Origin of the sequence: Flavonifractor sp. An91 (assembly GCF_002159225.1) — a bacterium.
Taxonomy (GTDB): Bacteria; Bacillota; Clostridia; order Oscillospirales; family Oscillospiraceae; genus Flavonifractor; species Flavonifractor avicola.
Genome location: NZ_NFHA01000007.1, coordinates 104638 through 128537, shown reverse-complemented (window position 1 = coordinate 128537; position 23900 = coordinate 104638). Strand labels below are relative to the sequence as shown.

Here is a 23900-nt window from a genome sequence, read left to right as displayed (position 1 = left end):
CATTTTTAGACGATATTTATAATTATAGCCACAAGCACGAAAAAAGAAAGGGGTATTTCTCAATGAATGTACAGCAGGCGATCGAGACCCGCCGGAGTATCCGCGCCTATGAGGCCCGGCCCGTAGAGCGGGAGAAGCTGGAGGCGGTGCTCCGCACGGGCAATCAGGCGCCCATCTTCGGGCAGTTCCATATGAGTGTGTTTGTGGGGCCGGAGCAGATCAGTGCCGTGGACACCGCGGCGGTGGAGGGGATGGCCCACTCCGGTGTGCCTTTCCTGGAGGATCTGGCCGCCCAGGAGGGCTTCCATCCCCTCTATGGCGCGGCGGCCCTGGTGGTGCTCTCCGCCCCGGGCGGAAATGACGAGAAGGGCTTCAACATGGCCAATGTGTCCTGCGCGGCGGAGAATATGATGCTGGCCGCCACCGAGCTGGGGCTGGGCTCCTGCTTCCTCATGGGTCCCATGATTGCCTTCAGCGACCCGGCTCTGCGTGCCAGACTGGGCCTGCCGGAGGGCTACGAGCCCCTGATCGGTGTAGCCCTGGGCTATGCCGCCGGGGAGCATCCAACCGCTCCGGATCGGAAAAACGACAACATTACATGGTGCGACTGAAAAAGAACGGGACGCCTGTGGGCGTCCCGTTCTTTTTCATAAAAAGGGATGTTAAGACTTCTTGGGGGCGTCGGCGGAGGACTCGAACACCGCCTTGGCGGAGGCGCACAGGCCTGCCAGTCCCTGGATCTCCGAGGGAATAATGAGCTTGGTGGCCTGGCCGTTGGCCGCGGCCTGGAAGGCCTCCAAGGCCTTGATCTTCAGCACCTGGTCGGTGGGGCTGGCCTCGTTGAGGAGCTTCAGGGCCTCAGCGGTGGCCTGCTGCACCTTCAGGATGGCCTCGGCCTCGCCCTCGGCCTTCATGATGGCGGCCTGCTTGGCGGCGTCGGCCCGGAGGATGAGGGACTGTTTTTCGCCCTCAGCCACCAGGATCTGGCTCTGCTTCTGGCCCTCGGCCTGGAGGATGGATTCCCGGCGCTCTCGCTCGGCCTTCATCTGCTTCTCCATGGCGTCCTGGATCTCTCTGGGCGGGATAATGTTCTTCAGCTCCACCCGGTTGACCTTGATGCCCCAGGGGTCGGTAGCCTCGTCCAGAATGGAGCGCATCTTGGAGTTGATGATGTCGCGGCTGGTGAGGGATTGGTCCAGCTCCAGCTCGCCGATGATGTTGCGCAGGGTGGTGGCGGTCAGGTTCTCAATGGCGCTCATGGGATGCTCCACGCCATAGGTATACAGCTTGGCGTCAGTGATCTGGAAGTAGAGCACCGTGTCGATCTGCATGGTGACGTTGTCCTTGGTGATGACGGGCTGAGGGGCAAAATCCACCACCTGCTCCTTGAGGGAGACTACCTTGGCAACCCGTTCCACGAAGGGCAGCTTGAAGTGGACGCCCACGCCCCACACGGAGTGGAAGGCGCCCATACGCTCAATGACATAGGCCTTGGACTGCTGGACGATTTTCAGGTTGGCGGCCAGCAGCAGGATAATGAGCACAGCCAGAATAATGATAATAATGGGAACGATGGGGATATTGGGCATACTCCACTCCTCCTTTTCAAACACTTGATGGGTGTTCAGGCTTGCTTCACACTTGTGACAATCAGCTTAACCCCTTCGATCCGAAGGACCCGCACGGGAGTACCTTCAGGAATGGGCTCTTCCGACTCGGAACGTGCGGTCCAGACGGCGCCGCTCACCGTGACCTGACCTTTGGCGGCCCGGTTATCGATGGCCTGGGTGACCACACCTTCGGCGCCCACCGCCCGGTCGGCGTTGGTGGCCACCTGCTTGGGGGTCACATAGCGCTGGGCCAGGGGACGGATCACCAATAGGGTGACCAGAGAGACCACCAGGAATACCGCAAACTGAATCCAGATATTATCCACGAAAAAGGACGTGATCAGTGCGGCCAGTGCGCCCAGCGCGAACCACAGGGAGACCAGAGTTACAGTCACTCCCTCCAGAACGGCCAGGACCACCAGCGCCACCAGCCAGCAAATACTGGGTATGGGCATAGACGGACCTCCTTTCTTACGCTTATCCTAACATAGTTCCATAAAAAAGGGAAGTGACATTCCGTTACAGTTTGCCAAGCGGAGCGAAATAGGGTATACTGGACCAAACGATTGCTGTGACAAGGAGCCTGACATGAAAGAACTGGAATTGCTGATCCCCACGTTGTTTGGTCTGGAGGGCCTGTGTGCCGAGGAGCTGCGCCGGCTGGGCCTGCCGGAGGTGAAGGCAGAGAACGGCCGGGTGGGCTGCAAGGCCCGGCCGGCGGACATCCCCCGGGTGAATCTGAACCTGCGTACCGGCGAGCGGGTGCTGCTGGTGGTGGGGCGGTACCATGCTGCCGACTTTGAGGCCCTGTTTGAAGGGGCAAAAGCTCTGCCTTGGGAGGAGTTTATCCCCCGGGAGGGAGCCTTCCCTGTAAAGGGATATTCCCTCAACTCCCAGCTCCATGCCCTGCCTGCCATCCAGTCTGTGCTGAAAAAGGCTCTGGCCGCCCGGCTGGGGCAGAAGTACGGCATGGATACCCTGCCGGAGACCGGCGCCCTCTATCAGGTCCAGTTCTCCCTCATGCACGATGAGGTCACCCTGATGCTGGATACCACCGGGGCTGGGCTCCACAAGCGGGGCTACCGTGCGGTGGGCGTGGTGGCGCCTCTGCGGGAGACCCTGGCCGCCGCTATGGTGCTCCTCTCCCGCTACCGGGGGAAAGATCCCTTCTGCGATCCCTTCTGCGGCTCGGGCACCATCGCCATTGAGGCCGCTCTCATCGCCAAGAACCGGGCCCCCGGACTGAACCGGGCCTTCTCCGCCCAGCGTTGGAAGTGGCTGGACAGCGGGCTGTGGCTCCAGGCCGCCGACGAGGCCATGGACAAGGAGTTCCATGGTGACTACGACATCTGGGGCGGGGACATCGATCCCAAGACGGTAGCCATTGCCCGGGACAATGCGGTAAAGGCCGACGTGGAGGATGTGGTCCGCTTTGAGGTGGCCGACGCCACCAAATTCCACCGGGACGCCCCCGTGGGCCGGGTGGTCACCAATCCCCCCTACGGTGAACGCATTCTGGAGAAGCGGGAGGCGGAGGACCTGTACCGGGCCTTCGGCAAGGCAGTGCGCACCCTGCCGGAGGGGTGGAAGGTGAGCGTACTCTCCTCCCATACCGAGTTTGAGCGGACCTTTGGCCGGACGGCGGACAAGAAACGGAAGCTGTATAACGGTATGCTGAAATGCGACCTGTTCCAGTACGGCCTTGACAGACGGAGGTAGGATATGAAAAAGAAGCGGATGCTGCGATTGCCCTGTTTGCTGCTGGCCCTCTGCCTCCTGCTGGGGGGACAGGCTTTGGCCGCCCCCGAGGGAGCCGTGGTATGGGGCTACAGCGAGGGACTGGCCCAGTGTGAATATAACGGCAAGTGGGGCTTTGTGGACGCGCAGAAGCGGGTAGTCATCCCCCTGAAATACAACAGTGTGGTATCCTTCTCCATGGGCCTGGCCGCCGTCAATCTGGACGGTAAGCTGGGTGTGATCCGGCCGGACGGTACCTACCTGATCCAGCCGGAGTACGGCACGCTGCTGCCTCTGGACTGCGGCCTCTATGTGGTGCAGAAGGGCACCCGCTGGGGTGTGGCCAGTATCCTGCCTTTCTCCGACGGACAGGGGGGAACCACCAATCTGCTTTACGATCTGATCTATGACAGTGCCACCATCACGGAGCAGGGAGGGACCCGGGTCCTTACCTTGACCCGCGATGGAGAGGTCACCAAGATCCCGGTCTTTGAGCTGCCCCGCATCCTGGTGGAGAAGGGGGTGCCCTCCGCCCGGTTCTCTCTGACCCGTGGCAAGCTGCCCGATTTCAGCGATGTATCTCCCAGAGACTGGTTTGCGGTATGGGTGGACATCGCCTACAATGTGGGGCTGACCTCCGGTGTGGGCGGCAACCGGTATGCGCCGGAGCAGACCCTGACGGTGGCTGAGGTGCTCAAGCTGGCCGCCACCATGGAGAGCCGCTATAAAGATGACAGCTTCCATACCAGCAGTTCCACCGGACCCTACTGGTACTCCGGCGCGGTGAACTACTGTCTGGCCAGCGGCATCATTCAGAGCGGTACTTTCAGCCAAAAGGACTACCTGCGCCCGGCTACCCGGCGGGAGATCGCCCAGATCTTTGCGGCCACCAGCCAGGCCAAGCACATGAAGAACATCAACGATCTGTCCAGGATCAAGGTCTCCGTGCCCGATGTCAAGCCGGGCGATCCTGGCGCGGACGCCATTTACAGCCTCTATGCCAAGGGTGTGCTTACCGGTGTGGACAGCAAGCTGACCTTCAACCCCAAGGGAACGGTGACCCGGGCGGAGGCGGCGGCCATCGTGGCCCGTATGGCACGGGCGGAGCAGCGGCTGACCCTCTGGGGGACATTTAATCCCAATGTCTTTGCCGCATGAGTTGGAGCAGATTGAAAGAGAGAGGAGGGTGCCTGTGCGGCACCTGTTCGTGATGAACCCCCATGCGGGGAAGTTTGACCGCAGCCAGGAGATGCTGGAGAAGATACGCCACATTATGGCCGGCCGCCGGTCGGAGTGGTCGGCGGTACGGACGGAGGGAAGCGGCCATGCCACCCGTTTGGTACAGGAGGCGGCCCAACAGGGAGACCCGCTGCGGGTATATGCCTGCGGCGGAGACGGTACCCTCAATGAGGTGGTCAACGGAGCCGCGGGACAGGCCCATGTGGCGGTGACCCACTGTCCCATGGGTTCGGGCAACGACTTTCTGCGCATATTCGGCCAGGATGCCGCCCGGTTCTGGCAGCTGGAGCAGCTGCTGGATGGGCCGCAGACCGCCATGGACCTGATTGAATGCAACGGGCGATACTCCCTGAATGTGTGTTCGGTAGGGTTTGACGCCCGCATTGGGTTTGGGGCCGCCGATTTTAAAACGCTGCCCCTGGTCAGCGGCACGGCGGCCTATCAGATGTCCGCCCTGCGTACCATCATCCGGGGGATTCACCTGCCCTATCAGGTGTCAATCGATGGCGAACCTATGCCCGGCGACCGGTTCACCCTGCTGTGTGCCTGTAACGGCCGGTACTACGGCGGCGGGTTTAATCCCAGTCCCACGGCTATGCCTGACGACGGGGTGCTGGACTTCATCGTGATCCCGGCAGTGTCCCGTTTCACCGTTCTGGCACTCATCAAAAAGTTTGCCCGGGGGGAGATCGGGGATATTCCACAGGCCATTCTGCGCCGGGGCCGGGCCATGAATGTGCGGTGCGACCGGCTCACCGCAGTCAATGTGGACGGCGAACTGGTGGAGGGGACCGACCTGTCCATCCGACTGTCCGAGCAGAAGGTGCAGTTTTTCTGTCCCGCCGGGGCCACATGGCAGGGAGCGCGAGCTTGTAAAGAGAAAGCGTGTATGGTAAAATAGAGATGTACAAATATAGGCCTATCCGTTCAAAAGGAGGATATTATGTACAGAATCGTCAAGTGGACCATGATTATTTTGAGCGCCCTCTATCTTCCCTGCGTCCTTCTGGTCCCATTTTTGACTGCCCTGCGTACGAGTCTGCTGGCGTGGCTGCTCTATGCGATTTTTGTGGCGGTCACTGTCTTTGTGTGCGCCATCAACAGCAAAGCCTGCCGCACGGTGGGGCAGGGCATGGACCTGGACGAAAAGAATAAGGAGATCAGGATTACCCAGGAATTGGAGCGTTCCAAGCATTACTGGAGTCAGATGTGAGAGTGTGGATTAGCACTCCTGCTGTGAGTTTGTGAACAAAACTTGAATTTTTCCAAAACCGACCCCCTTTTTTCAAAAAAGGGGGTTGATTTTTTGTGCGGAGAGAGGTATTATCATACACGTGGTTAGCACTCCGGTAAAATGAGTGCTAACAAATTGGATTGGTTAATAAGAAAATGAATCATATAAGGAGGAACCCATTATGAAACTCAAGCCTCTCGCCGACCGTGTGGTCATCAAGCTGGTCGAGGCCGAAGAAAAGACCAAGAGCGGCATCATCCTGACTGGTTCTGCCAAGGAGAAGCCCGAAGTGGCTCAGGTCATCGAGGTGGGCCCCGGCGGCCTGGTGGACGGCAAGGAAGTCACCATGACCGTGAAGGTGGGCGACAAGGTCATCACCAGCAAGTATGCCGGTACTGAGGTGAAGATCGACGGCGAGGAGTACACCATCGTTCGTCAGTCCGATATCCTGGCTATCGTGGAGTAAAGAACGTCCAGGGGGGATTGCATCCCCCCTAGATACGAAACCGCCGCGCCGCAGGCGGCACAGCGGTTTCGATACCCCCCTCGCCTTTGTACACAAAGGCGGTTGCCCGCCGGTGGCGGAGCAAGCATAGGTGTCCTGCGCAGGCGCGTGTCCTGCTCCGGACAAATTTTGATTTTAATTCCGCTCAGGCGGAATTTGCATGGAGGTAATTCATTATGGCTAAGATCATTTGCTACGGTGAGGAAGCCCGTCACGCTCTGGAGCGCGGCGTCAATCAGCTGGCCGATACCGTTAAGATCACCATGGGCCCCAAGGGCCGCAACGTGGTGCTGGACAAGAAGTTCGGCGCTCCCCTGATCACCAACGACGGTGTGACCATCGCTAAGGAGATCGAGCTGGACGATCCCTTTGAGAACATGGGCGCTCAGCTGGTGAAGGAAGTTTCCACCAAGACCAACGACGTGGCCGGCGACGGCACCACCACTGCCACCCTGCTGGCCCAGGCCATCATCCGTGAGGGCCTGAAGAACCTGGCTGCCGGTGCCAATCCCATGGTCATGAAGAAGGGCATTGCCAAGGCTACCGCCACCGCCGTGGAGGCCATCAAGGCCAACTCCAAGAAGGTCAACGGCTCCGACGATATCGCCCGCGTGGGCACTGTGTCCTCCGGCGACGAGACCGTGGGCAAGCTGATTGCTGAGGCCATGGAGAAGGTTTCCAACGACGGCGTCATCACCGTTGAGGAGTCCAAGACCGCTGAGACCTACAGCGAGGTCGTGGAAGGTATGCAGTTCGACCGCGGCTATATCACCCCCTATATGGTCACCGATACCGAGAAGATGGAGGCCGTTCTGGACGACGCCCTCATCCTCATCACCGATAAGAAGATCTCCAACATTCAGGAGCTGCTGCCCATCCTGGAGCAGGTGGTGCAGTCCGGCAAGAAGCTGCTGGTCATCGCCGAGGACGTGGAGGGCGAGGCTCTGTCCACCCTCATCGTCAACAAGCTGCGCGGCACCCTGAACGTGGTGTGCGTCAAGGCCCCCGGCTTCGGCGACCGCCGCAAGGAGATGCTGGAGGATATCGCCGTTCTGACTGGCGGTACCGTCATCACTGCCGACATGGGCTATGAGCTGAAGGAAGCCACCATGGATATGCTGGGCAAGGCCCGCCAGGTGAAGGTCTCCAAGGAGAACACCATCATCGTGGACGGCGCCGGCTCCTCCGAGGCCATCAAGAACCGCACCAACCAGATCCGCAGCCAGATTGAGACCACCACTTCCGACTATGACCGTGAGAAGCTCCAGGAGCGTCTGGCCAAGATGGCCGGCGGCGTGGCCATCATCCGCGTGGGCGCTGCCACCGAGGTGGAGATGAAGGAGAAGAAGCTCCGCATCGAGGACGCTCTGAACGCCACCCGCGCTGCTGTTGAGGAAGGCATCGTGGCCGGCGGCGGCACCGCTTATGTGAACGCTGTCTCCGCTGTGGAGAAGCTTCTGAACGAGACCGAGGGCGACGAGAAGACCGGCGTCCGCATCATCGCCAAGGCTCTGACCGAGCCCATGCGCCAGATTGCCACCAACGCCGGCATCGACGGCTCCGTGGTGCTGGAGAACGTGAAGAAGGCCGACAAGACCGGCTATGGCTTCGATGCCTACAACGAGACCTATGTGGACATGATCTCCGCCGGTATTGTGGATCCCACCAAGGTGACCCGTTCCGCTCTGGAGAACGCTGCTTCCATCGCTGCCACCCTGCTGACCACTGAGGCTCTGGTGGCCGACAAGAAGGAGCCCGCTCCCGCTGCTCCCGCTGCCCCCGACATGGGCGGTATGTACTAAAAACAGGCATAAATCCCGTGAGAATATGCTAGAATCGGTTGATTCGCTATAAAATTTCACCATTCATTAGCGAAAAAGTTTGAATTATTTTGAGCTTACACACCGTTTACACACAATGTTTTTACGGGAATGCTCACTAGTACGGTAATAGAAAGGCCGACACTCATTTGATTTGGGTGTCGGTCTTTTTTGTTTATATTCAAACTCCCCAGGGGGCGATTCCCTGAGGAGTTTTTGAAAGTGCACATTCAAATTTCTATCATTTGCTCCATGCAATCCATGCACATGATTCTGACTGTTTTTGTGGCTCTCACACTGCAACCACATTTTGGGCATTGCAGCTTTCTTGTGCTGCTGGGTCGCTTTCCACCGCCGGTCGTTTCTGCTCCGATTTGGGCTGTACCGCTGGCCCCCGTGCGAATGATAGGGGGTAGGCTTCCACGCCCGATTTTGATTTCATTCCAGCCCTTTTGTAATGCGTACTCCACCAATCTGTCGCTGGGTGTAGTATTCCATCCGTATTGTCCACAGGGGACACAGACAAGTCCCCGCCGCTCAGCCTCGGCCTTGAATTTCTTGTTGTGGTATTTTCCGCCCCGACTGACTTCCTTAATCCCGTTTTCCCGGCAATACAGATGGACCATTTCATGGAGCATGGTATCCAGGGTTTCTTCAATCGGATAATTCAGGACCTCGGCGGCAATGTTTAGTTCATAGGCTCCGCCATCCTTGCGCTGCCATACTTTGCTGGTGGTACAGTGTCCGTAAGTCCCTGGTTTGCTTTGTACCGTAATAATGGGAATGGGCAGCTCATTTTGAAAAAAGTCTGTGTTCAATGCGTTATAGATATGCTCTAGCTGGCTGACGGCCCGGCTCATTTTCGTGGTCTGTTTCATAGAACCAACTCCTTTTTTCTATACCTAATTATACACCCGTGTGTATTAAAAAGTAAAGTCATAAAGGAGATATAGCATATAAAAATATACACCCGTGTATTGTGCACATTGACATACACCCGTATGTATGTTAGAATGCCATTGGGGTGATACCATGCCGTATTCAGAGTCACAAAAAAAAGCAACAATGAAGTATATGGAAAAAGCTTATGATCGTCTGGAACTACAATTAAAAAAGGGTATGAAAGAGGTATACCGTGCTCAAGCCGCTGCTCATGGTATGAGCTTAAACGCCTATATCATAAGTCTCTTAGAGGCAGACGCAGAGAAGAAGTCAGATTGAACGTGCACATTCAAAACCTATGCCCCGCAGGGCATCACAGCGACGGAATATCCCACGGGGACCAGCTTTCTTATCTCCATCTAACCCACGGCGGGGATATTCCATGGAGCGGGACCAACCTTTGACCCCGCCTTATGCCCAGCCCAGACCCAGCACCCAGGCCCTCACCCATGGCGGGCCACCTGCCTACTGTCACCGTACACAGCCACCCTCTGAACAACAAAAAAACGGCCCTTTCGGACCGTTTCAAATGACCTTGCAATCTGTTCCGTTATGGAGTAAAATAGTGCCATCGAGATAAATAGAGGCAGGACGTGAGAGGCGGCAACCTCCCACGCCCCTATGCAGGAGAACGGACCTCCCACACAATAGCATTTCGCTACGCCTTTACTCATTATAGCCGCTTTGGATTCATTTTACAAGGTGGTTCTGATGGGCTTTGTGTCGTACCTCAATGCGGTGTAGGGAAACCTGCACCGCTTTTGTTTATCTCGGCGGGAACGCCCAACGGGGGACCGGGAGAAATCCCACCCCCAACGGGCTGGACCGTTGAGAGTCAATAAAAAAGCCGTCACTGTGACGGCACGGGAGGAAAACGTAATGAAAAAGGCGATCATATATGGTATGTCCCTGGCCCTGATTTTATCCATGACAGCCTGTGGTGGTTCCAATGAAAACGCCGCTGATAAGAGTCAGGAAACCAGCACCCCCGAAGTCTCCCAGTCCATGGAGAGCAGTACCCCCACCCCAGAGCAGACCACCCAGACCGCACCCGAAACCACCCCCACCCCGGAGAGCGTTTCCACTCCTGCCCGGGATGATACCACGGAACAGGAGCAGCTTTTCACCGATTGTAGCGAGACCATGTATGCAACCACCACAGTCAATGTACGTTCCAGTTATAGCACCAACAGCGATAAGTTAGGTAGCTTAACCAAGGCTCAGTCCGTTAAGCGCACTGGCATTGGTACTGGAGCTGCAGCAGGATGGAGTAGAATAGAGTTTAATGGTAAGGTAGCGTATGTATCTAGTGACTATCTCAGTGCTACCAAGCCACAAGTAAGCACTGGAAATAATGGTGGTAGTTCTAGTGGTCAGACCAGCAAGCCCAGTAGCAAGCCCAGCACAGGTGGTTCTGGTAGTAGTGGTAGTGGTAGTGGTAGTACAGCTCCAGTACCTCCTGGAGGTTCTGGTAGCTCTGGAGGAAGTAACATAGGTGATTTAGACATGGGTGAGTTAAACGACTGGTTTCAAGAGCAAGTGGAGCAAGGAAATGTTGGTTCACATGACGATTTCCAACATGGTTTTGACCCAGTAGATACTCAATAAATACAATTAAATTTAAGCGAGGCATTGAGAGTGTGAAGGCTTTTCACACTCTCACCAATTCAGCCCCCTGCGCCCTTGGCGCAACCGGCATAAACCCCATCGCTTGCCGCCGCGATCATTTTTGAAATATGGTGTTTTATAGACGCTCTTTTGAGGTCCCCAAATCGGGGGCCTCTTTTTTTATTCTTTTATCTAAAGCATTCGCTTCCAGGTCAGCAAAGCTTTCAATAATTCTTTCCATTTGCTCTTTTGTTTCTCTGGCAGCATTAACCATGTTGACCCAGTTTGTAGCAGCAGCAGTTACAATTTCTTGATGTAATTTTTGAGATAGTTCCTCCATGCATTGCCCATATAGATTGGATAGTTTCTTGTTAAATTGAAACTCCTGCGTGTCTAACAAGTTTGTTTCTTGAGAATCATTTATATAAATATAGTTATACTGTTCCGCAGAAATTAAAGAATCTTCTATTAGATCAATAAGCCCGTTTAAACTGCCGCTTTCAACAAGATATGAAAGTATAGCGGAATACAGCGCTTTTTCTTTACCTTTGGTATGCAGAATCTCTATTGCCGCATCAGACAACCCCGTGTATTCACACGCACTTTTCTTAGTAGGTTCCGTAGTTTTTGTGTCTGTCATACCAAGTAAATAATCTGACGATAAATGAAAATATCCAGCAAGTTTTGCGAGTGCAGAAATTCGGGGTTCTGTTTTCCCACTTCTATATTCTGACAGAGACCCTTTGGCAATACCTAATTTATCAGCAATATCTATTAGATACTCCTGATCTAGACAATCTGTAAGACGCTGTGCGAATGACACCAGAACATAGTCAGAATTACTTCCGGTCTGCTTTTCGTGTTGTGAAATGTTCCGGTATGTTTCTTCCTTCATATTTACTGTTGAATAAATTTGTCTTGTATCAAAGCGATTTCGTGATGGTGCTTTTTTCCTTTTGTTTTCACTCATAAAATTTGTCCCCCTAAGTTCGGAAAAACGAATTATTTTAATAAGGATTCAGAAATATTAAACGTTGCGAATAGAATGGAGGGTTCAAAGGGTTAATACTATAATTATATTCAGAAAGACGAACTTGCCGATAAGTTATTCGCCTTTCCAGATTGTAAGGCAAGACAATCGAAGAGTCAAGACAAAATTTAAAAAGATAGGAGTTTGACTCGGGCCCGGTCAATAGTGACCGAAATGAAAGTGAAATATAATTTCGTAAACGGAGACTGTATTGAATTTGAGGTTGAAGAAAAGTTCGGAAAATACATTGAAAATTCTCGCAAGCGGGAAAGTAATAAGGCCAGACACTATCGTCGCAAGAATATTTCTCTGGAAGGGGTCGTTTACGAGGGGCGTGAGTTCTCTTGCAGTGATACATATTTTGACGATCTGGAACTGGCGGAACATCTAGAGCGGAGGGAGAAAATGCTTGCCGAACTAACGGAGACCCAACGCCGCCGTTGTGAGAAACTGGAGGCCGGATTGAGTATGCGGGAGATTGCCGACCAGGAAGGAACGTCTGTTCAGTCCGTCCATGAATCCGTAATGGCCGCTAGAAAAAAATTAGAAAAATATCGGAAACACCCCTGATAAACACCTCCCCAAATGTCCGTATAGTGAGGGGGAGGGAGTGAGAACCGCTCCTCTCTCCCTCTCCCTCCCGGCGAAGTGTTCGCCATGACTTCCCTCCAAAGGAACGAGCGCACCAAGGGAAAATACTTTCAGATTGGAGGAATCAAGAATGAAGATAATCGGCATTGTAAATGTTTCCTTCTCTACGAAGGACGGCAACACCATAACAGGTAAAACATTCCATGTAACGAGTCCTGTTCCAGCAGGTCAAGGGAGCGGAGAGGTCACGGACCATTTCTTTCTCTCTGCTGCTAAGTTAGCAACCCTTGACTTTACTCCAGAACTGTCCCAGCAGATCCAGGTATTGTATAACAGGTACGGAAAGGTCGCCAGCCTTGTTCTGGTTGATCCGTTGGACTCAACCCTGGAGGTGGACTAATGACTATCACAAAGGCTATTGAGGTCTTTCTGATGGCCTGGAGGTCAACCTGGGACCCATCCTTGGAGGTCATGACCTGGCCCCGCTACCCTTATAGGGAGTTGGGGCCGAGCCAGGCCTCTGATCACACCATGTTTTTTTCGATCGCAAAGCGGGGCTATGGGTACAAGCGCAAAGGAATCAAGCCCCGCAAGCCTCCTGATGCTGATGTGCGGAGCATTCAGGAGGTTTTAAATCTGGCTCTGCCTGCTGGATTTCGCATCCGTGAAGTCCAGGACCAGGGCGAAAGAATATTAATTGTAATGGAGGATACGAATCATGAAGAATTTTGAGGAGCTGGCGGGTGGCTTGCAGCGTAGTCTAGCCCGTGCTATCGGTTCTGCTACTGCATCTTACAGGGTCTATTTGGCCAAAGCTAATGCTCTGGCAGTAGCTCAAGCCCGTACAGCGGAGGAAATCCAGTTCGTCGCAAACTGGATGGCAACTTTTTCCTACCTTCTGTGGTGCGCTATTGGTGCTACCAGTGAGCTGACCCATTTGGTAGTCCCTGCATCTTTTGAGGACCTGTACATAGAACAGCCGGTCCGCCGTGGTAAAAATGGAGTTCTTGCACTCCGCTTTTCCGGGTGGTGCTGCCCTGGGTTTGATATGGAAGTTAAAAACGTTAGGTACATACTTAACGTCGAAATGAGAAACCTGTGCGCTCGCTATGGACTGCCTCGTATAAGGGTGTACGTTCAGCGTAGAGAGCATAATCGTGTGCTTTTTGCTCTGGTTTTTGCAGAGGACGAAGCCAGCGCCAGGGAGAAAAAAGTAAATGTTGAGAAAATCAAAATTTAACAGTGAGGACCTGGCAGTCATTGGCAAGGTTCTGGCCGCCCTGGGGGAGTTAGGGATTACCCTGCTCCTCCGGGACCCGGTCCCTGTCATGTGGGACCATGGCCCCCACCGGTTGTACCAATGGGAGGCTATCACCCGTGACGACGAGCCAATGGATTCCCGAGATATTCAAGTTCTGTTGACTGCTGTCAATTCCGTGGGCCAGTTTAAGCCCCAAGTTTACAGCGTAGAAGACTATCCCACCGAATGTGGTAATTTTACTCGATACTATATTACGGTGTTTATATAATAGGGCGGCACATCTATTTCCCGAAGTCATACATGACCGTGTTGGCCCCAAGCCAACACCAAGGGGGTGAGCGAACGGCGCAGGCGCAAGCCGAAGCTGTCGCCCACCCTCTTGTCAGTTGTAAGGCCCCCGTTCATGTGCCGCCCGGTTGGATACCTCACTTATCTAGTAGGAGGTATCTTATGTACTTTAGAACAATTAGGGGAGGTGAATCCCATAAACTACCATAACCCGATTAAGACAGACGATGGATTGATACTTAGTATAGATAACGTAGTCCTAGACGTTTATATATCGGCCCCCGAAGCCAGAGACGCTCTAATGGAACTGATGGACAAGCTACCAATTCAATACGCCGTAGAAGTTGTTCACTGGAATAGTTTTCGCCCTGGCGCGTTCCGGGAGCAGTTCAGTATACGGCACCAGGATGGGACATCATTCTGGCTGGGAGCTGTCCTGAATGGCAGGAAACCAGAGTGGGGACGCGTCCGCATAGACTTTAATCCAAACAAGGTTGCTGGTCACGCTGTGTTTGTCAAGCTGTTGTCGTTCCTGTTGGAAAGTACCCGGCCCATGCACCGAACAATAAAACGATTTGATTTGGCCATTGATATTCCAGTAGAACGGTTTAGCGTTTTTTTGGTCAAAGATTCTCGAGCGTATATAGAGCGCCGCCACGGGCAGGCATTTACGCAGTATCTTGGTGCGCAAAGCAGCCATCCAGGCCGGGTCAAATTATACAATAAAACCGTGGAAGCAAAATTGAACTATCCGTTGACCCGTCTGGAAATTACGATAGACCCAACCACCAGTTTTGATGATCTCCCGTGGCCTGCTGTCTACTATCTTCACACACTGCAAATGAATATGGATGATTTTAAGGCGACGGAAACAGAACGGTTTATACTCAACGCTATTTTACAAGGCTGTGGATCGCTTAATCAGTTGGGCCGCAAAACTAGAGAAAAAGTTCAGTCCCTTATGACCCGGTATGTGTCCTATATTGAATTATCTCCTGAAGATTATAACAAAATCATGAATCAGCTATATGGCTATACCAGAGGCACAGCTGTAGCCAAGCCTACCGAAAGCGACAAGCCACCAGCACCACCTGAACCACCTGTTCCCGATTGGGTCCGGGAAATTGAAAATGAGGAGCTATCAATGTGACTAAGATTTTTTTACAAAAAATTTTGTAACTACCCTGATAAACAGACGTGAAAATGTCCGTATAGTAGAGGACCTAATTTTTATTAAAGGGAGGATTTCAATATGCCTGAGAATATTCGTACTATGCCCCTGCATCGGAGCCGTTCCGGTTTGACCTGTCTTTATGAGTGTGGAGGAGGTCTTACAAACACCGGTGGGGCTCAGTTAGTAACCTCTCCCACAGGTAAGCCCAAGCGTGCGATTCATATTCGCACACATGGGAATCTGTGCAATGATGACCACGCACTGATTCCTGTTAATGTAGGGGACTGCGTGGTGTCTGTAGACAGACACTGGGACAGGGTCTCCATTCAGGTGGAGCGTATCGTAGCTATTAAAGGCGATACAGCTACCATAGAGCGTACAGATGATCTCATTTGTTGGGACGCAATCCAGGCAGCAGTTGCAAAGTCTCAGCATTACCACTGCCGTGAGCCTTACTACATCCGCCAGCTCTTTGAGGAGCAGCCGACAGCCCAGGCAGAGGACGATATCATGAAAGATATTGAAGAACCGGTATTTTTTGAGGAGGATGAATTCGATGAAATTTGATCTGATTGTAAATGCTCCGATGGAGCCTCGTGTTTTCCGGGTGGTCACTGTGATTAACGGTGTCCCCTGTATCTCCGTAACCAAACTGGACACTGATAATTTTCCCTCGGAAACTATCAAGGTTTATTGTGGGGATGGAAGCGGTAACGCTACATCTCAGCATGAAACATCTGAGGGTCTGGTACAAGAGATATATGAGGGCGACTATGTTGGGGTATGCTCTAAGCGGGCAGAAGATTTCCCCGCAACACTGAATTCTTTTTACGTCGTTGCAATCCGAGACAACCAAGTAATAACAAAGAACGCCATTCTTTAAGGAGGATTTAAACAATGGACAACCAGACTGTAATTAACACCCCCGAGGAGCCTGTCACTAAGCAGGCCTCCTCCATGGACACCACCAGCACTACCCAGCGAGACAACACCCCCGTTTATCTGCCTGCCGGTTATCTTTCCGAGGGCTATTATGCTACTACCGATAGTGGAGCTAAGTACCTGCGGCCTGAGTTTGTTGGGAAGTATGCCGAGATCATGGCCTCTCTGCTGGCTGATATGAAACCCGCTGATTTTAATGGTCTACTTCGGGAGATGAAGCGCAGTAAGAAAAAAACGCTCCCCTTTGAAGCACGCTTGACTGCTGCCGCTGAAATGCTTCCCAAGGGTCTGGCTCTGGTACACCGCAAAAAAGCCCCGGCCCTGCTGGTTACTTTTGTTAAGGACAACCTGGACCATATACACGATGATGCAGACTGGTATGCCTACTACCGCCACCTTGAGGCCATCGCCGGTTATATGATCGGGGGCGATACCTAATGGCAGAAGTTCCTATTTCTCAAAAAGCATTCCTTACGCTGGAGGAAGCAGCCGCTTACTTCGGTATCGGTATCAACAAGCTCCGAGAAATTTCGGATTCCGATAGCTGCGACTTCATTTTATGGGTGGGCAGAAAACGTCTTATCAAGCGTAGGGAGTGCCTGGATTATCTAAGCAAGGCATACTCAATATAACGAGAACACTGGAACCCCCTGGCATTGTATGCTATAATTAGTGTACCGTGCTAGGGGCTTTTCAGTAGAGAGGAGGATTTATGGCTGAAAAGCGTAAGGATAGCAAAGGGCGCATTTTAAGAGCTGGAGAGGGGCAACGTCCCAATTTGACTTACTATTATCGTTTCCGCCGCAACAGTAAAGAAAAATGGAGCTACATATATGCGCCTACGTTAAACGAGCTGAGAGAAAAGGAAGTTGAAGTACAACGTGACCTGCTAGATGGGATTGACTATATAGCTGGTGAGACAACGGTTTTAGCTTTGGTGGAGCGATACATTAATCTCCGGCGTGGATTAACGCAAAATTCCCAAAGAGCTTACGGTGCTGCCGTCAACCGCATTCGGCAAGATTCATTCGGACAGCTTAGAATTAAAGATGTGAAACGCTCAGAGGCAAAAACGTGGTTTGTCTCGCTCCATGACCAGGGCATGAAGCAAAATACCATCGGTGTAATACATAGTGTGCTGCGTCCTGCTTTTGAAATGGCTGTTGAGGATGATATGATTCGCAAAAATCCTTTTAAGTTCAAGTTGTCTGACGTGGTTCCCAAAGACGCAAATGTGAGAAACGCCTTGACAAAAGCACAACAGGAACGCTACCTAGAATTTGTTCGTGATGATGGTGGAAACTATTACAATGACATTGTGATTCTGCTGGGAACAGGGTTGCGTGTAAGTGAGCTCTACGGTCTCACCCTATCTGATGTTGATTTTGAGCGTCGGTGTATCCGTGTAACCAAACAACTATGCCGAACTGCTGAGAAACCTTATTTTGTAACGTCACCGAAAACCAAAAGCGGTATCCGAGTAATCCCTATGACAGATTCCGTGTATATGGCTTTCCGTAATGTGGTAGAGCATAGAGGGAAACCAAAGATAGAGATGATTGTTGACGGTTACAGTGGTTTCCTTTTTTTGGACAAGGACAAGCGGCCTAAGGTAGCAATGCACCTGGAAAACTATATGAGAGGGCTTCAAAAACGCTACTTGAAATCTCACGGCAACACGTTACCTACGATTACGCCCCATGTATTACGGCATACTTTTTGCACCAATGCTCAGCAGGCTATGCTGGATGTTAAAAGCCTCCAGTATATCATGGGACACTCTACCGCCAGCGTCACCCTGGACGTTTACACACACAGCAACTATGAATCCGCTGAACGGGCATTTCGACAAATTGCGGCCTCGCTTTAACATCAGCGAGCTTACACACTATTTACACACTTTTCCCTCTCGGCAATGTGGATTTGCGTAGATTTGCGTGAATTTAGAGAAATACGCAAAATTAGAAAACGACGGAAAAGTTATGAAATCGAATATAATCCATCATTTTTCGATCATTTTACGCTATATTGTGATGATGGTGAAATAAATTTTCTCAAGGGCGGTATGTACTAATCCAACGCCAAACGTTTGGGCCCCCGGAACATTGTTCCGGGGGCCCTTTTATGTTTGGGATCGGTCCGGCTGGAGCGGTCCGCCGCTGGTGATGGCCGCCCAGGTTCTGCCGCCGTCGCCGGTGAAAAAGACACAGGACAGCGTGTCCTCCTGACCGCCATCATAATACATACTGACTGTAAGTAGAGTCCCTACGTCCAGAGCAGCACCACTGGGTATGGCAGCCTGTTGTGCAAGGTCTGCCGCAGCAGGTGGGAGAGTGGTCTGTGCCTGGGACAGCTGGGGTACTTGGGCTGATCCCTGCCCAAGTACGGTTGCCATCCCTTGCTCCGCCGAGGCAGGAACGAAGTTTTGCAGGGAAAAGGCGCTCTCCACGCTGCCTGGAATCAGCAGCCGGGCGGCAGGCAGCAGCCACAGGGCGTAGAGGATCACAGGGGAGATGCGCCTGCGAAAGAGTGTGCGCAGGAGCAGCAGCACGGCGATGAGTAAAGTCCCCTGTACGGTCATTTGCAGCAGCTGTGTCATGAGCCTTCCCTGCCTTTCCGCAAAAGCGTGATCAGCTCTTCTACCTCTGCGCTGTCCAGCGCCTCCGAGCTCACCAGGGACTGGGCCAGCAGGGCCACGTCCCCACCGTATACCCGGTCCAAAATCTGCCGGGTCTCCTCCTGTACCGCTGCTTCCTTCTGAATCAGTGGCCGATAGAGCTTTACCGGCTTGGCCTCTTCGCAGAAGATGGCCCCTTTTTTCTCCATACGCTTCAGGAAGGCGGCCACCGCCGGCTTGCTCCAGTTCTGGGCCGCAACACCGTCACAGATCTCCCGAAAGGTAGCGGTCCCTCGTTTCCAGATTTCCTGCATGATGAGCCACTCGCTGTGGGAAAGAGATACACTGTGTTCCATACCACACCTCCATTAACTATTTGTCTAATAAGACTATAGCGCATCTCGAACGGGAAGTCAAGAAGATATTAACTAAATAGTTAATAAGGCCGGCGGCTGGGGAAAGCAGGAGGAGGTGCCCTTTCCTTCACGAGCTGAAAATTCTTTCAGGTGCCCCCTTGCATTTTAGACCAGAATATGATAGGTTGATAGTAATAGAAAATACTTTTATAAAAGAAGGGGTGGCGTATGCAAAAAGCGTTGACGTCTGCGGCCCTGAAACAAACCAATCGGCGAAGAATCTATCAATATATTTATCAAAACGGGGAGCCGGTGACCAAGCAGGAGATTGCCGGGGCCCTGGGGCTAAGTTTGCCTACGGTATCCGGTAATCTGAACGATTTTCTGGAGGAGGGCCTGTTGTCCTATTCCGGTACCCAGGCCTCCACAGGCGGGCGGAAGCCCAGGACCATCTCCCTGGTGGCGGACGCGCGGTTTTCTGTGGGCATCTCCATTATGGATGACGCGGTGCGGCTGGTGGCCATCAACATCCGGGCTCAGGAACTGGGATACCAAAAAGTGTGTAAGAAGTTCAGCCACAGCCCCCATTATTATCAGGAAGTGGCCCAGCTGCTGGAGCACTTCCTGGACGCGCTGGGGCTGGATCGAAAAAGGCTGCTGGGCGTGGGGATCACCGTTCCAGGCATTGTGGATGCGGAGCGGGAGCGGCTGGTGTTTGCCCCCACGCTGGAACTGCGGGATATCCCTCTGGCTGAAATCACAGGGGCCTTTTCCTACGCAGTTCGCGTAGAAAACGACGCCAATGCCAGCGGATATGCGGAGAGCTGGGCAAGAAGCGAGAGCAGAAATTTGATTTATCTCTCTCTGGAGCGCGGCGTGGGCGGCGCCATCCTGATGGGGAACAAGCCCTATGTCGGGGACAACGGCCGCAGCGGCGAATTCGGCCATATCTGCATTGTGCCTGACGGCAGACCCTGCCGGTGCGGCAAGCGGGGCTGCCTGGAAGCCTACTGCTCCACATCCCGGCTCAGCGATGATCTGGGCATTACCCTGGAGGAGTTTTTCTCCATGCTGAAGTGCGGCAACTACCAGATTGCCCTGACCTGGGAGCAATATCGCCATCACCTGACTGACGGTCTGGCCATCATTCGGATGGGCATGGACTGTGATATTGTGTTGGGCGGAATGCTGGCGGCCTATCTGGAGGACCAGCTGGATCTGATCCGGCAGGAGGTATGCCAAAAGACCCTCTTTGACGAGGATGGCGCATTTCTGACTTTGGACCGGTTCAAATCTCACAGCGCCTGTGTGGGCACGGCCCTGCACGATGTGAACCGCTTCTTGGATTCCTTTTAATGAAATAAGAAAAAGGGGACGCCCGGCAGCAGTGCTGCCGGGCGTCCCTTTTTGGCAAATGGCACATAGCACTTTATACAATCTTTTCGGCAATTGGGAGAAATGTCAAAAAGGGGATTGACTTTTCATATTTGAGAGTGTAATCTAATGGCAAGAACTTTAGTAAATCTATTTTATAAAATGGATTTATGATAGCGCAACGGTGATAAGGAAAAGGAGGAACCAGCTATGGGCAAGCGACCTGTTACTCTGTGTACCTGTCAGTGGGCGGACCTGCCTCTGGACGAATTGTGTGCGCTGGCGGAGAAGATGGGCTATGATGGCCTGGAGATCGCCTGCTGGGGCAGCAATCTGGATCTGGACCGGGCCCTGGAAGACGAGAGCTACATCCCCTGGGTGCAGGAGACCCTGAAGAAGCACAACCTGATCTGCAAGGCCCTGGCTACCCACATCATCGGCCAGTGCGTGGGCGATGCGCCCGATCCCCGGCTGAATAACTTTGCGCCCGCCGCTCTGGCCGATCAGCCCGACGCCATCCGCCAGTGGGGCATCGATACCATGAAGAAGGCCGCCGTGGTGGCCAACAAGATGGGCGTCAAGATCATCACCGGCTTTACCGGCTCCCCCATCTGGCGCTACCTCTACTCCTTCCCCCAGACCACCGAGGAGATGATCGAGGACGGCTACAACAAGATCGTGGAGCTGTGGACCCCCATCCTCAACGAGTTCAAGAAGAACGATGTGAAGTTTGCGCTGGAGGTCCATCCCGGCGAGATCGCTTTTGACTACTACTCCACCAAGCGCCTGCTGGAGAAGTTCTCCGACCGGCTGGAGTTCGGCATCAACTTCGATCCCAGCCACCTGATCTGGCAGGGCATCAAGCCCCACCTGTTCCTGTCCGACTTCCGGGACCGCATCTACCACGTCCACATGAAGGACGCCGCCGTCACTCTGGACGGCCGCAGCGGTCTGCTGGGCTCCCATATCGACTTCGGTGATCTGCGCCGGGGCTGGAACTTCCGCTCCCTGGGCCACGGCGACGTGAACTTCGAGGAGATTATCCGGGTGCTCAACGACATGGGCTACGACGGTCCCCTGTCGGTGGAGTGGGAGGACAGCGGTATGGACCGCATCGACGGCGCCACCGAGGCCGCCGCCTTTGTCCGCAAGGTGGACTTCAAGAAGTCTGATATCAAGTTTGACGACGCCATCTCCAATGGCTGAGGAAAGGCAGGTCTGAAAGCATGGCAAAAGAACTGAGATACGGTATGGTGGGCGGCAGCGTGTACGCCTTCATCGGCGAGGTGCATCGCAAGGCCATCGCCTTTGATCCCCGGGCGGAGCTGGTGTGCGGCTGCTTCTCCAACATCCCGTCGGAGAACGAGGATACTGCCAAGGCCTACGGCATCGATCCCGACCGGATGTATGCCGACTACAAGGAGATGGCCAAGGCGGAGGCCGCCCGGGAGGACGGCATCGACTTCGTCTCCATCTGCACCCCCAACTTCCTCCACTATGAGATCGCCAAGGAGTTCCTGCTGGCGGGCATCAACGTGGTGTGTGAGAAGCCCCTGTGCTTCGAGGTGGCTCAGGCGGAGGAGCTGGAGGCCCTGGCCAAGGAGAAGGATCTGCTCTTTGCCGTGACCTATACCTATCCCGGCTACACCATGAGCCGGGTTATGAAGGACATGATCGCCGCCGGCAAGATCGGCAAGATCGCCGCCGTCAACGCCGAGTATGTGCAGGACTGGCTCATCAACGAGCTGGAGCCCCAGGAGGGAGCCAAGGAGAACCTGTCCGTCTGGCGGAAGGACCCCAAATTCTCCGGCATTTCCAACTGCGTGGGGGACATCGGCACCCACATCGAGGCCTATGTGAACTACGTCACCGGTCTGAAGATCAAGCGCCTGGCCGCCACCACCAATAAGTACGGCCACGCTTTGGACCTGAACGCCAACATCCTGGTGGAGTACGACAACGGCGTCAACGGCGCCTACTGGTGCTCCCAGATCGCCGCCGGCCATTACAACGGCCTGGTGGTCCGGGTGTTCGGCGACCGGGGCGCTCTGGAGTGGCGTCAGGAGCAGCCCGACTATCTGTATTACACTCCCAAGGGTCAGGCCATGCAGGTACTTACCCGGGGCGGCAACGGCATTGACCAGCCCGCTGGCGGCTACAGCCGTCTGCCCGTGGGTCATCCTGAAGGCCTGTATGTGGCCTTCGCCAACATCTATCGGGACTATGTCACCGCGCTCATTGAGAAGAAGGCGGGTCGGCCCTACAACACCGACTCCATCACCATGGTGGACGCCGGTGTGGACGGCGTGAAGTTTGTCCACGCGGTGGTGGAGAGCGCCGAGAAGGACTCCGCCTGGGTGGAGCTGTAACCAACACATGGCATTTTTTGCAGTAGAAGCTGCGGAAAATAAATTGACAAGGAGGACAATGAACATGAAAAAGTATCTTGCGCTCATTCTTGCCATCGTCATGTCCCTGAGCCTGGTCGCCTGCGGCGGCGGAGGCGGCGGCACCGAGAGCCCCAGCGGCGGCGGTGAGACCCAGAGCGGCGGCCAGACCGCTTCCGGCGGCGACATCTACGTCCTGGTTCCCAACGCCGACCACGGCTGGACCGGCGCTGTGCTGACCTACGCGCAGCAGAAGGCTGAGGAAGTCAACGCCGAGGGCAACTACAATGTGATCGTACAGGCCGCTACCGACGCCAAGAACCAGCAGGAGCAGATCGACGACCTTCTGGCCGCTGCAACTCCTCCCGCCGGCATCGTGATCCTGCCCTATGACAACACCATGGAATCCTCCATGAACAACATCGCCGCCACCGACATCCCCTTCATCATGGTGGACCGCATCATTGACGACCCCGTGGTGCAGGAGAAGGTTACCGCCAACGTGAAGGGCGATAACGAGGGTATTGGTAAGGCTACTGCCGAGCGCTTCATCGCTGACGGCCTGCAGCCCGGCGACAAGCTGTACGTCATGATCGGCGACACCTCCTCCGTGCCCGAGATGCGCAACAAGGGCTTCACCGAGACCCTGGCCGCCAACGGCTGGACCGAGGAGCAGCTGGCCACCATCGAGTACTCCGCCGCCACCGGCTGGAGCCGTTCCACCGGCAAGCAGCTGTTTATCGACTGGATCAACAGCAAGACCGTTGAGGAGCTGGGCGAGTATCACTACATCTTCACCCACGACGACGAGATCGGCATGGGCATCCTGGAAGCTCTGAGCGGCACCGAGATCGAGCAGGCCAAGAAGGACGCTTTCCTGGAGTCCATCAACTCCATCGGCTCCTCCTCCGGCCTGGGCGAGATGTATGAGGTTCTGTCCGGCACCCACGCCAACACCGCCTATCCCGACATCGTGTCCAACTTCGACCTGTTCTCCGTCACCTATCCTCCCAAGATGATCCAGAACGCCGTGGATGACATGATCAGCCATCTCAACGGCGAGACCGTGGAAAAGGATCATACCATCACCGTCGACGTAGTCGATTCCACCAACGTGGCCGATTACGAGGGCTTCTAAACCAGACCGAGCGGCGGTCCCCGCGGGCGCTGTGCCGCCTGTGGGGA

30 protein-coding genes are annotated in these 23900 nt (G+C 54.2%); 24 read left to right on the top strand and 6 right to left on the bottom strand.

The features are described from left to right. The first annotated feature begins 62 nt into the window (after positions 1-62). Complete coding sequence (locus tag B5G42_RS06565; RefSeq protein WP_087268158.1) at positions 63-611, top strand: nitroreductase family protein; 549 nt, start codon at positions 63-65, stop codon at positions 609-611. 51 nt (positions 612-662) lie between these two features. Here B5G42_RS06565 and B5G42_RS06560 read toward each other — a convergent pair whose 3' ends face one another. After that, the gene (locus B5G42_RS06560; RefSeq protein WP_204247501.1) at positions 663-1589 is read right to left on the bottom strand and encodes an SPFH domain-containing protein; all 927 of its coding nucleotides are present in this window, start codon (positions 1587-1589) and stop codon (positions 663-665) included. Positions 1590-1624: 35 nt separating this feature from the next. Then, positions 1625-2065, bottom strand: coding sequence for an NfeD family protein (locus B5G42_RS06555; RefSeq protein WP_087188588.1), 441 nt, complete (start codon positions 2063-2065; stop codon positions 1625-1627). A gap of 133 nt (positions 2066-2198) precedes the next feature. On the opposite strand from B5G42_RS06555, the gene B5G42_RS06550 reads away from it, so the two are divergent. The 6 genes from B5G42_RS06550 to groL all read left to right on the top strand — a co-directional run bounded on the left by B5G42_RS06550 (position 2199) and on the right by groL (position 8127). Continuing rightward, positions 2199-3329, top strand: coding sequence for a THUMP domain-containing class I SAM-dependent RNA methyltransferase (locus B5G42_RS06550; RefSeq protein ID WP_087268155.1), 1131 nt, complete (start codon positions 2199-2201; stop codon positions 3327-3329). Between the two features lie 3 nt (positions 3330-3332). Next, on the top strand, positions 3333-4505 hold the full coding sequence (locus B5G42_RS06545; protein WP_087268153.1) for a WG repeat-containing protein: 1173 nt from the start codon (positions 3333-3335) through the stop codon (positions 4503-4505). Positions 4506-4539: 34 nt separating this feature from the next. Next, on the top strand, positions 4540-5487 hold the full coding sequence (locus B5G42_RS06540; RefSeq protein ID WP_242961148.1) for a diacylglycerol/lipid kinase family protein: 948 nt from the start codon (positions 4540-4542) through the stop codon (positions 5485-5487). 42 nt (positions 5488-5529) lie between these two features. Continuing rightward, the gene (locus tag B5G42_RS06535; RefSeq protein ID WP_087188592.1) at positions 5530-5799 is read left to right on the top strand and encodes a hypothetical protein; all 270 of its coding nucleotides are present in this window, start codon (positions 5530-5532) and stop codon (positions 5797-5799) included. A gap of 202 nt (positions 5800-6001) precedes the next feature. After that, positions 6002-6286, top strand: a complete 285-nt coding sequence (locus B5G42_RS06530) for a co-chaperone GroES (RefSeq protein ID WP_087188593.1) — start codon at positions 6002-6004, stop codon at positions 6284-6286. A gap of 215 nt (positions 6287-6501) precedes the next feature. Continuing rightward, a complete protein-coding gene (gene groL, locus B5G42_RS06525; protein WP_087268147.1) occupies positions 6502-8127 on the top strand; it encodes a chaperonin GroEL in 1626 nt (541 codons plus the stop codon). A 248-nt stretch (positions 8128-8375) separates the two neighbouring features. On the opposite strand, the gene B5G42_RS06520 is transcribed toward groL, so the two are convergent. Further along, positions 8376-9023: a SprT-like domain-containing protein gene (locus B5G42_RS06520; RefSeq protein ID WP_087268144.1), complete on the bottom strand. Its 648-nt coding sequence runs from the start codon at positions 9021-9023 to the stop codon at positions 8376-8378. Between the two features lie 154 nt (positions 9024-9177). Between B5G42_RS06520 and B5G42_RS06515 the strand changes: the two genes are divergently transcribed. After that, the gene (locus B5G42_RS06515; protein WP_087268141.1) at positions 9178-9366 is read left to right on the top strand and encodes a hypothetical protein; all 189 of its coding nucleotides are present in this window, start codon (positions 9178-9180) and stop codon (positions 9364-9366) included. Positions 9367-9966: 600 nt separating this feature from the next. Then, positions 9967-10695 carry an SH3 domain-containing protein gene (locus B5G42_RS06510; protein WP_087268139.1) on the top strand — a complete coding sequence of 243 codons (729 nt, stop codon included), beginning with the start codon at positions 9967-9969 and terminating at the stop codon, positions 10693-10695. Between the two features lie 136 nt (positions 10696-10831). Here the strand turns inward: B5G42_RS06510 and B5G42_RS06505 are convergent, their stop codons facing one another. Continuing rightward, entirely contained in the window at positions 10832-11665 is an 834-nt protein-coding gene (locus tag B5G42_RS06505; RefSeq protein ID WP_087268136.1) for a helix-turn-helix domain-containing protein, read from the bottom strand. A gap of 234 nt (positions 11666-11899) precedes the next feature. Between B5G42_RS06505 and B5G42_RS06500 the strand changes: the two genes are divergently transcribed. The 11 genes from B5G42_RS06500 (at position 11900) to B5G42_RS06450 (ending at position 17851) form a co-directional block, all read left to right on the top strand. Further along, positions 11900-12295, top strand: coding sequence for a sigma-70 family RNA polymerase sigma factor (locus B5G42_RS06500; protein ID WP_087268134.1), 396 nt, complete (start codon positions 11900-11902; stop codon positions 12293-12295). 151 nt (positions 12296-12446) lie between these two features. After that, positions 12447-12716, top strand: coding sequence for a hypothetical protein (locus B5G42_RS06495; protein ID WP_087268131.1), 270 nt, complete (start codon positions 12447-12449; stop codon positions 12714-12716). Then, positions 12716-13048, top strand: coding sequence for a hypothetical protein (locus B5G42_RS06490; RefSeq protein WP_087268128.1), 333 nt, complete (start codon positions 12716-12718; stop codon positions 13046-13048). Before B5G42_RS06495 ends, B5G42_RS06490 begins: the two co-directional genes overlap by 1 nt. Beyond that, entirely contained in the window at positions 13035-13556 is a 522-nt protein-coding gene (locus tag B5G42_RS06485) for a hypothetical protein (RefSeq protein ID WP_087268126.1), read from the top strand. The genes B5G42_RS06490 and B5G42_RS06485 overlap by 14 nt, the downstream gene beginning before the upstream one ends. Next, on the top strand, positions 13534-13845 hold the full coding sequence (locus B5G42_RS06480; protein WP_087268123.1) for a hypothetical protein: 312 nt from the start codon (positions 13534-13536) through the stop codon (positions 13843-13845). The genes B5G42_RS06485 and B5G42_RS06480 overlap by 23 nt, the downstream gene beginning before the upstream one ends. 321 nt (positions 13846-14166) lie before the next feature. Beyond that, the gene (locus tag B5G42_RS06475) at positions 14167-15015 is read left to right on the top strand and encodes a hypothetical protein (RefSeq protein ID WP_140399817.1); all 849 of its coding nucleotides are present in this window, start codon (positions 14167-14169) and stop codon (positions 15013-15015) included. Positions 15016-15117: 102 nt separating this feature from the next. Next, positions 15118-15606: a hypothetical protein gene (locus B5G42_RS17845; protein WP_140399816.1), complete on the top strand. Its 489-nt coding sequence runs from the start codon at positions 15118-15120 to the stop codon at positions 15604-15606. Continuing rightward, positions 15596-15922 carry a hypothetical protein gene (locus tag B5G42_RS06465; protein WP_087268115.1) on the top strand — a complete coding sequence of 109 codons (327 nt, stop codon included), beginning with the start codon at positions 15596-15598 and terminating at the stop codon, positions 15920-15922. The genes B5G42_RS17845 and B5G42_RS06465 overlap by 11 nt, the downstream gene beginning before the upstream one ends. Before the next feature lie 14 nt (positions 15923-15936). Continuing rightward, positions 15937-16419 carry a hypothetical protein gene (locus B5G42_RS06460; RefSeq protein WP_087268110.1) on the top strand — a complete coding sequence of 161 codons (483 nt, stop codon included), beginning with the start codon at positions 15937-15939 and terminating at the stop codon, positions 16417-16419. Further along, positions 16419-16613 (top strand): excisionase, encoded by a 195-nt coding sequence (locus B5G42_RS06455; RefSeq protein ID WP_087268107.1) that lies wholly within the window; start codon positions 16419-16421, stop codon positions 16611-16613. Before B5G42_RS06460 ends, B5G42_RS06455 begins: the two co-directional genes overlap by 1 nt. 80 nt (positions 16614-16693) lie before the next feature. Then, positions 16694-17851 carry a site-specific integrase gene (locus tag B5G42_RS06450; protein ID WP_087268104.1) on the top strand — a complete coding sequence of 386 codons (1158 nt, stop codon included), beginning with the start codon at positions 16694-16696 and terminating at the stop codon, positions 17849-17851. Between the two features lie 252 nt (positions 17852-18103). Here the strand turns inward: B5G42_RS06450 and B5G42_RS06445 are convergent, their stop codons facing one another. Together B5G42_RS06445 and B5G42_RS06440 are read right to left on the bottom strand one after the other, a co-directional pair. Further along, on the bottom strand, positions 18104-18580 hold the full coding sequence (locus tag B5G42_RS06445; RefSeq protein WP_087268101.1) for a M56 family metallopeptidase: 477 nt from the start codon (positions 18578-18580) through the stop codon (positions 18104-18106). Continuing rightward, complete coding sequence (locus tag B5G42_RS06440) at positions 18577-18954, bottom strand: BlaI/MecI/CopY family transcriptional regulator (protein ID WP_087268098.1); 378 nt, start codon at positions 18952-18954, stop codon at positions 18577-18579. Before B5G42_RS06440 ends, B5G42_RS06445 begins: the two co-directional genes overlap by 4 nt. Before the next feature lie 228 nt (positions 18955-19182). Between B5G42_RS06440 and B5G42_RS06435 the strand changes: the two genes are divergently transcribed. The 4 genes from B5G42_RS06435 (at position 19183) to B5G42_RS06420 (ending at position 23853) form a co-directional block, all read left to right on the top strand. After that, a complete protein-coding gene (locus B5G42_RS06435; protein ID WP_087268095.1) occupies positions 19183-20310 on the top strand; it encodes an ROK family transcriptional regulator in 1128 nt (375 codons plus the stop codon). A 228-nt stretch (positions 20311-20538) separates the two neighbouring features. Continuing rightward, positions 20539-21534 carry a sugar phosphate isomerase/epimerase family protein gene (locus B5G42_RS06430; protein ID WP_087268092.1) on the top strand — a complete coding sequence of 332 codons (996 nt, stop codon included), beginning with the start codon at positions 20539-20541 and terminating at the stop codon, positions 21532-21534. 20 nt (positions 21535-21554) lie between these two features. Further along, positions 21555-22697 (top strand): Gfo/Idh/MocA family protein, encoded by a 1143-nt coding sequence (locus tag B5G42_RS06425; RefSeq protein ID WP_087268090.1) that lies wholly within the window; start codon positions 21555-21557, stop codon positions 22695-22697. A 64-nt stretch (positions 22698-22761) separates the two neighbouring features. Then, positions 22762-23853 carry a substrate-binding domain-containing protein gene (locus B5G42_RS06420; protein ID WP_162611058.1) on the top strand — a complete coding sequence of 364 codons (1092 nt, stop codon included), beginning with the start codon at positions 22762-22764 and terminating at the stop codon, positions 23851-23853. Positions 23854-23900: the final 47 nt, after the last annotated feature.